7 protein-coding genes are annotated in these 8,564 nt (G+C 32.3%); all 7 read right to left on the reverse strand.

Annotation, left to right across the window (positions count from 1 at the left end; genetic code table 11):
* Position 1: 1 nt before the first annotated feature.
* Complete coding sequence (rplD, locus tag AMN99_RS05495; RefSeq protein ID WP_075506809.1) at positions 2-625, reverse strand: 50S ribosomal protein L4; 624 nt, start codon at positions 623-625, stop codon at positions 2-4.
* On the reverse strand, positions 625-1,335 hold the full coding sequence (gene rplC, locus AMN99_RS05500; RefSeq protein WP_075506810.1) for a 50S ribosomal protein L3: 711 nt from the start codon (positions 1,333-1,335) through the stop codon (positions 625-627). Before rplC ends, rplD begins: the two co-directional genes overlap by 1 nt.
* A gap of 2 nt (positions 1,336-1,337) precedes the next feature.
* A complete protein-coding gene (rpsJ, locus tag AMN99_RS05505) occupies positions 1,338-1,646 on the reverse strand; it encodes a 30S ribosomal protein S10 (RefSeq protein ID WP_023853699.1) in 309 nt (102 codons plus the stop codon).
* Positions 1,646-3,724, reverse strand: coding sequence for an elongation factor G (gene fusA / locus AMN99_RS05510; protein ID WP_075506811.1), 2,079 nt, complete (start codon positions 3,722-3,724; stop codon positions 1,646-1,648). Before fusA ends, rpsJ begins: the two co-directional genes overlap by 1 nt.
* A gap of 6 nt (positions 3,725-3,730) precedes the next feature.
* Entirely contained in the window at positions 3,731-4,201 is a 471-nt protein-coding gene (gene rpsG / locus AMN99_RS05515) for a 30S ribosomal protein S7 (RefSeq protein WP_075506812.1), read from the reverse strand.
* A complete protein-coding gene (gene rpsL / locus AMN99_RS05520; RefSeq protein ID WP_075506813.1) occupies positions 4,201-4,572 on the reverse strand; it encodes a 30S ribosomal protein S12 in 372 nt (123 codons plus the stop codon). The genes rpsG and rpsL overlap by 1 nt, the downstream gene beginning before the upstream one ends.
* A 169-nt stretch (positions 4,573-4,741) precedes the next feature.
* The coding region (rpoC, locus tag AMN99_RS05525; protein WP_075506815.1) for a DNA-directed RNA polymerase subunit beta' at positions 4,742-8,564 on the reverse strand (3,823 nt) is incomplete at its 5' end.

Raw genomic sequence — 8,564 nt, forward strand, 5'->3', positions numbered from 1 at the left:
ATTAAGAATACCTTTTCTCCAATTCTTTTACTGAACTTTCTGTAAAAACAACTTTCTTAAATTTTATAATATCGTATGCACTAAAATGATTTACATCAGTAACTTTAACGTTTGGAATATTTCTTACAGATTTTTCTATCTTATCTTTTGAATTTTTATCAAGAATAATTAGTGAATTAGAAATCTCCAATTTGTTAATTATTGAATTCATTTCTTTTGTTTTTTTTATTTCAGAATTAAAATCATTTAAAATCAATAAGTTCTTATTATTATTTTTTTCAGTAATTAAAGAAGCAACACTTTGTTTCTTTTCATTTTTGTTCAACTTCCTTTTTTTGTAAGCTAATTCACCTTTTGGACCATGAGCTATACCACCACCAACAAAAATAGGAGCTTTTCTACTAGCGTGTCTTGCTCCACCAGTTCCTTTTTGTGCATAAATTTTTGATGTCGGACCTTTTACCTCATTTTGTTGTTTGGTCTTAGCGTGTCTACCTTTGTAGTTAGCGTTTGTTTTGTACAAAACATTAGCAACTAACTTTTGATTAATTTTTGCAGAAAATATTTTGTCTAACACTTCAATAGTATCTTTTTTTCCGTCTATGCTAATTTTATCTAATTTCATTATTTTTTCTTCTTATCTGGTGTTTTTTTTGCTTCCTCAGCAGCAGCTAATTTTTCACTGATTGTCATTTTATTTATATTTTTTACTGATCTTTTAACCATCACTTCAGCATTTTTTGATCCTGGAATAGATCCTTTTAAATAAAGTAGCTCATTTTCTAAATCTGTTTTTATTATTTCGATATTTTGCATTGTTCTTAGCTTATCACCCATATGACCAGCCATTTTTTTTCCTTTAAAAACTTTACCTGGATCTTGACTGTGTCCTGTTGAACCATGAGCTCTATGAGAAATAGAAACACCATGACTAGCTCTTAAGCCACCAAAGTTATGTCTCTTCATAGCACCAGCAAAACCTTTACCAATTGTTTTTGATCTTGTGTCTACAAATTTAATATCTTTGAAAATTTCTAAACCAAATTCATTTCCTTCTTTATAGGCAGAAGTATCGTTCACTCTAAATTCTTTTAATTTTCTCTTAGCTTCAGTGTTTTTCTTTGCAAAAACACCTTTCATTGCTTTTGTTAATTTTGAATTTTTTATTTTTCCATACCCAAGTTGAACAGCTTTATAACCTCTTTTTTCTTCCTCAATTACTTGAATAACTCTAGCTTTTTCAACTTTAAGAACTGTAACAGGCACTAATTGACCAGATTTATAAAACTCTCTAGTCATGCCTATTTTCTTACCTAATAAAGCTATCTCACTCATAATTATATTTTTATCTCCACATCTACACCTGAAGCTAAGTCTAGTTTCATTAAAGCCTCTACTGTTTGTGGTGTTGGTTCAATAATATCAATTAATCTTTTGTGAGTTCTTGACTCAAATTGCTCTCTACTTTTTTTATCAATGTGTGGAGATCTTAGAACTGTGTATCTTTCAATTCTCGTAGGAAGTGGTATTGGACCCTTTATAGTAGCTCCAGTTCTTTTAACTGTATTAACTATTTCTTCGGTAGAAGCATCTAAAACTTTATTGTCGTATGCTCTTAATTTAATTCTAATATTTTGTTTTTCCATTAACCTGCTACCTTTTTAGTTACTTCATCTTGAACGTTTTGTGGAACTTTAGAATAATGATCGAAGAACATTGAATATTGCGCTCTTCCTTGTGACATTGATCTAAGATTGTTAATGTAGCCAAACATATTAGCTAAAGGGACCATTGCTGTTATAACAGTTGCATTTCCTCTTTGCTCTTGAGTGCTAATTTGACCTCTTCTACTGTTTAAATCACCAATTACATCACCCATATAATCTTCTGGAGTAACAACTTCCACTCTCATAATAGGCTCTAAAAGCTTTAGTCCACCTTGAGTACAAGCTTCTTTAAAACATGCCCTGCTGGCAAGTTCAAATGCCAGAACGCTTGAGTCTACATCATGATGTAAACCGTCAACAATCGTTACTTTGTAATCAATCATAGGAAAACCTGCTAGTATTCCACTATCAGAAACTGTCTCAATACCTTTTTCAACACCAGGGATAAATTCTTTTGGAATAGCTCCACCTTTTATGGCACTTTCAACCTCTCTACCCTTGCCTGGTTCTTGAGGTTCAACAAATAATTTTACTTTAGCGAATTGGCCAGCACCACCACTTTGTTTTTTGTGTATGTATTCAAATTCAGCAGATTTTTCTATTGTTTCTCTGTAAGCAACTTGTGGAGCACCAACATTTGCTTCAACTTTAAATTCTCTTTTCATACGATCAACAATAATATCTAGATGAAGCTCACCCATTCCTTTGATGATTGTCTGACCAGATTCCTCGTCAGATGAAACTCTAAATGAAGGATCTTCTTTAGCTAATCTTGCTAAAGCTTCACCCATTTTTTCTTGGTCACCTTTTGTTTTAGGCTCAACAGCAATTTCAATTACTGGTTCAGGGAATTCCATTGGCTCTAATAAAACAGGATTTTCTTTGTCACACAAAGTGTGACCTGTCATAGTATTTTTTAAACCTGCCAAAGAAACAATATCACCTGCATTTGCTTCTTTAATATCTTCTCTAGAGTTTGCATGCATTAAAAGCATACGACCAACTCTTTCTTCTTTATCTGATGAAGAATTGTACACAGCTGTACCAGATTTAATTGTACCAGAATAAATTCTAACAAATGTTAATGAACCAACAAATGGGTCATTTGCCACTTTAAATGCTAATCCTGAAAAAGATGATCCATCTTCGAATTTCATTTCAATCTCATCATCAGAACCAAGTTTTGTTCCTTTAATAGATCCAATATCTACTGGACTTGGAAGATAATTAATAACTGCATCTAATAAAGGTTGGACACCTTTATTTTTAAAAGCTGAACCAGTTAAAACAGGCACAAAGCTAAAATTTAAAGTTCCTTTTCTAATACATTTAATTAAATCTTCCTCTTTGATTTCATCTCCATTTAAATACGCTTCCATTAACTTTTCGTCTTGCTCAACTGCAGACTCAATTAATTCAGTTCTGTATTTTTCTGAAATTTCTTTTAAATCATCAGGTATATCTTTATATTCCCACTCTGCGCCTAATGCTTCATTTTTCCATACTTGAGCTTTCATTTTAACAAGATCAACAACACCAGTTAAAGAAGCTTCAATTCCAATAGGTACTTGTAAAACTAATGGTTTAGCACCCAATCTATCTCTGATCATATCAACACATCTAAAGAAATCTGCACCAGTTCTATCAAGTTTATTTACAAAACAAATTCTTGGAACTTTATATTTGTCTGCTTGTCTCCATACTGTCTCAGATTGAGGCTCTACACCAGCAACTCCATCAAATACAGCCACAGCACCGTCTAAAACTTTTAAAGATCTTTCTACTTCAATTGTAAAATCTACGTGACCTGGAGTATCAATTATGTTAACTCTGTGGTCATTCCAGAAACAAGTTGTTGCTGCAGAAGTAATTGTGATGCCTCTTTCTTGTTCTTGCTCCATCCAATCCATTGTTGCAGCACCATCATGCACTTCACCAATTTTATGACTTTTTCCTGTATAATATAAAATTCTTTCTGTAGTAGTTGTTTTACCAGCATCAATGTGGGCCATGATCCCAATGTTTCTATATTTATCTAATGTATGAGTTCTAGCCATAATTTTTTACCATCTAAAATGTGCAAATGCCTTGTTAGACTCTGCCATTTTATGAACATCCTCTCGTTTTTTTACTGCAGCACCTTTTTTTTCATAAGCATCATACAGTTCGTTAAAAATTTTATCTGCCATGTGTTTATCTTTTCTTTTTCTTGCTGAATCAACTAACCATCTTATTGCAAGTGCTTGAGCTCTTTTACTTTTTACTTCAACTGGCACTTGGTATGTTGCACCACCTACTCTTCGTGATCTAACCTCTACAGTTGGTTTGATGTTGTTAATTGCTTCATTAAAAATATTTATAGGTTCATCTTTAGTTTTTGTTTTGATTTTCTCTATTGCTTCATAAACTATTTTTGCAGCAATACCTCTTTTACCATCATACATAATATTATTTATTAATTTTGGAATTATAGTTGAATTAAATTTTGGATCAGGAACTACATTTTTTTTGGGTTGAGTTTTTTTTCTAGACATTATTTACCTTTTTTTGTTCCATATAAAGATCTTCTCTGTTTTCTATTTGCAACACCTTGTGTATCTAAATTTCCTCTTAAGATATGATATCTAACACCAGGTAAATCTTTAACCCTTCCACCTCTAATTAGTACTACTGAGTGTTCTTGTAAGTTATGTCCTTCGCCTGGAATATAAGCAGTTACTTCAAAACCGTTTGACAATCTAACTCTAGCAACTTTTCTTAATGCAGAGTTTGGTTTTTTTGGAGTGGTTGTATAAACTTTAACACAAACACCTCTTTTTAAAGGTTGCTTTTGTAAAGCAGGAACTTTGTTCCTAGAAACTTGTTTAACTCTTTTTTTTCTTAACAACTGATTAATAGTTGGCATAATTTTTTTTTAAAATTAATTAATTTATTTTTGAGATGAAAATAACTGACAGGTTATTTTGTGGCAGCGTTTAGTACCTCAAGAGCACTACATTCCAACCAAAAACATCGCCAAAATACTTATTAATCAGCTATTGTCAAACTAAAACTGCAATTTTTAGGTGATTTTTTTATTGATTTACTTGTGTTTCTTCAGGCTCAGAAGCTTCAAGTTTATCTTGTTCTGCTAAGAAGCTATTATCATCTTCCAAGGCCTTGTTATTCCATCTGTTCTTGATATTACCCGTACCAGCAGGAACTAATCTTCCAACTATTACGTTCTCTTTTAAACCGTTTAATGGATCAACTTTTCCTTTAATTGCAGCATCTGTTAATACTCTTGTTGTCTCTTGGAAAGATGCGGCAGAAATGAATGATTCTGTTTGAAGTGAAGCTTTAGTAATACCCATTAAAACTCTTTCTCCAACTGCAGGAGTTTTCCCTTCAGCAACTAATTTTTCATTAGTATTATCAAACTTGATTCTATCTACCACTTCACCCGGTAAATAACTTGAATCTCCAGACACCTTAACTTCAACTTTTTTAAGCATTTGTCTTAGAATTGTTTCAATATGTTTATCGTTAATAATTACACCTTGTAATCGATATACTTCTTGAACTTGATTAACAAAATATTCTGTTAATTCTTTAATACCTAAAATTCTTAAAATATCATGTGGTAATGGCTGACCATCTAAAAGGTATTCGCCTTTTTGAATTTTTTCACCAGGATTAAAGTTAATATGTTTTCCTTTTGGAATTAAATAATTTGATGGTTCCTTTCCATCTTCAGGAACAATCGAAATTCTTTGTTTGCCCCTAACTTCTTTTCCAAATACAACACTTCCATCGTTTTCGGCAATAATAGCACTGTCCTTAGCTTTTCTAGCTTCGAAAAGTTCAGCTACTCTTGGAAGACCTCCAGTAATATCTTTAGTTTTTGTTGTTTCTTTAGGTAATCTTGCAATAACATCACCAGCATAAACTTTTTGACCATCTTTAATTGATAAAATCGAATCTGGTACTAAGTAATATCTAGCTTCATTGTCATCTGCTTTTTTAATTACATTTCCTTTTTCATCTCTTAAAGTAATTCTAGGTTTTAAATCTGTACTCTTAGATTGACCTCTCCAGTCAATTACAGATTTTGATGAAATACCAGTTGCATCATCAGTAGTTTCTTGAATTGAAACTCCATCTATCAAATCAACATAACTAGCAATACCACTCTTTTCAGCAATAACTGGAGTTGTATATGGGTCCCACTCACAAATTTTTGTATTTGCTTTAACTTTATCTCCATTATTAAAAAATAATCTTGATCCATAAGCAACTTTATAAACTGCTATTTGAACTCCTTTATCATCTTCAATAGAAAGTTGAGTATTTCTTCCCATAACAATTAAATTCTTTTTAGAATCTTCTAGAATATTTGAGTTAATAATTTTTAATGTTCCATCGCTTTTGCTGATAATTTGGTTATCTTGTTTAACCGAAGCTGTTCCCCCAACGTGAAATGTTCTCATCGTTAACTGCGTACCTGGTTCTCCAATTGATTGAGCTGAAATCATACCAATTGCTTCACCCACATGCACCATTTTACCTCTAGATAAATCTCTTCCATAACAAGTAGCACAAACACCTTCTTTAGAACTACAAGTCATTACTGAATAAACTTTTATAGATTTAACACCTGCTGCATCAATTTTATCACAGCCTGCCTCGTCAATCATTTCTGACTTTTTAATTATTACCTCACCACTTAAAGGGTTTTTCACTTCAGCAGCTGTAACTCTACCTAGTGCTCTTTCTGCCAAACTAACAACTACATTACCACCCTCTAAGATCTCTGATAGTTCAATAAAACCTGGTTCTTCACATTTAATTTTTGTTACTGTTAAATCTTGTGCAACATCACACAATCTTCTTGTTAAATAACCAGAGCTTGCTGTTTTAAGTGCGGTATCTGCTAATCCTTTTCTTGCTCCGTGTGTAGAATTAAAATACTCTAAAGCTGTTAAACCTTCTTTAAAGTTAGAAATAATTGGACTTTCAATAATTTCGCCTGAAGGTTTTGCAATTAATCCTCTCATACCAGCTAATTGTTTCATTTGCGCTGCTGAACCTCTTGCACCGCTATCAGCCATCATAAATACTGAATTTATTTTTAAACCCTCTTCTGTTTTTTCAGTTGCAGAAATTCTTTTCATCATTTCACCCGCAACTTTATCAGTACATTTAGACCATGCATCAACAACCTTGTTGTACTTCTCGCCTCTTGTAATCAAACCTTCGGCATATTGAGTTTCATAATCTGCAATTAATTTTTTAGTATCATCAATTAATTGAGTTTTATTTTCAGGAATAATTAAATCGTCTTTTCCAAATGAAATTCCTGCTTTAAATGCATGCTTAAATCCTAAATCTTTAAGTTTATCACAGAAAATAACTGTCGTTTTCTGACCACAGAATCTGAAAACCACATCAATTATTTCAGAAACAACTTTTTTTGGTAGCAATCTATCAACTAATGAAAATTTAATATTGCTATTTTTTGGTAATAGGTTGGCTAATAAAAATCTTCCTGCAGTTGATGTATATTTTTCAATCTTCTTATTTCCTTGTTCGTCAACAGTTTCATATCTTGAAATAATAGTGCTATGAACGTTAATTTCACCTGAAGATAATGCAAACTCTATTTGATCAGAATTAGTAAAGTATCCAGATGGTTTATCCGATACTGGTTCCTGTGAAAGATAATATATTCCTAAAATCATATCCTGACTTGGAACGATTATAGGTTTACCATTTGAAGGAGATAGAATGTTGTTAGTTGACAGCATTAATATTCTTGCTTCCAACTGAGCTTCTAAACTTAAAGGTACATGAACAGCCATTTGGTCACCGTCAAAATCAGCATTAAAAGCTGCACAAGTAAGAGGGTGTAGCTCAATTGCATCACCTTCAATTAATTTTGGTTCAAAAGCTTGAACACCAAGTCTATGAAGTGTTGGTGCTCTATTTAATAAAACAGGATGTTCTCTTACGATTAACTCTAATGCATCCCATACAGCATTAGTTTCTTTCTCTACTAATTTTTTAGCTTGTTTAATTGTAGATGCTAAACCTAATTTGTTTAATCTTGCGTATAAAAATGGTTTAAATAACTCCAAAGCCATTTTTTTTGGTAATCCACACTCATGTAATTTTAAGTCTGGACCGACAACGATTACTGATCTTCCAGAGTAATCTACCCTTTTTCCTAATAAGTTTTGTCTAAATCTACCCTGCTTACCTTTAAGCATTTCTGCAAGAGATTTAAGTGGTCTTTTACCTGTTCCAGTAATAACACGACCTCTTCTTCCATTGTCGAAAAGAGCATCAACAGACTCTTGAAGCATTCTTTTTTCATTTCTAACAATGATGTCCGGAGCTTTAAGATCCATTAATCTTTTTAATCTATTATTTCTGTTAATAACTCTCCTATAAAGGTCGTTAAGATCTGAAGTAGCAAATCTACCACCATCTAGCGGAACCAAAGGTCTTAATTCTGGTGGAATAACTGGAACTACAGTCATAATCATCCACTCTGGTTTTTGACCAGTTTCGATAAATGACTCTATTAATTTTAATCTCTTAATTGCTCTTTCTTCATTAACTTTAGATTTAGTTTCTTTAATAAAGCTAACAAGATTTTTTCTTTCTAATTCTAAGTCAAGATTTTTTAACATCTCAAGAACAGCTTCAGCTCCAATACCTGCAGTAAAGCTTTCTTCTCCAAATTCATCTTGATATTTTGCTAATTCTTCCTCATTTAAAAGTTGGTTTTTTTGCAAACCAGTTAATCCCGGTTCGATTACTATAAAGTTTTCAAAATAAAGAACTCTCTCGATCTCTTTCAACTTCATATCTACCGCAAGAGCAATTCTACTTGGTAATGATTTCAAGAACCAA

The organism is Candidatus Pelagibacter communis (assembly GCF_001180225.1).
In the GTDB taxonomy this organism is placed as follows: Bacteria; Pseudomonadota; Alphaproteobacteria; order Pelagibacterales; family Pelagibacteraceae; genus Pelagibacter; species Pelagibacter ubique_D.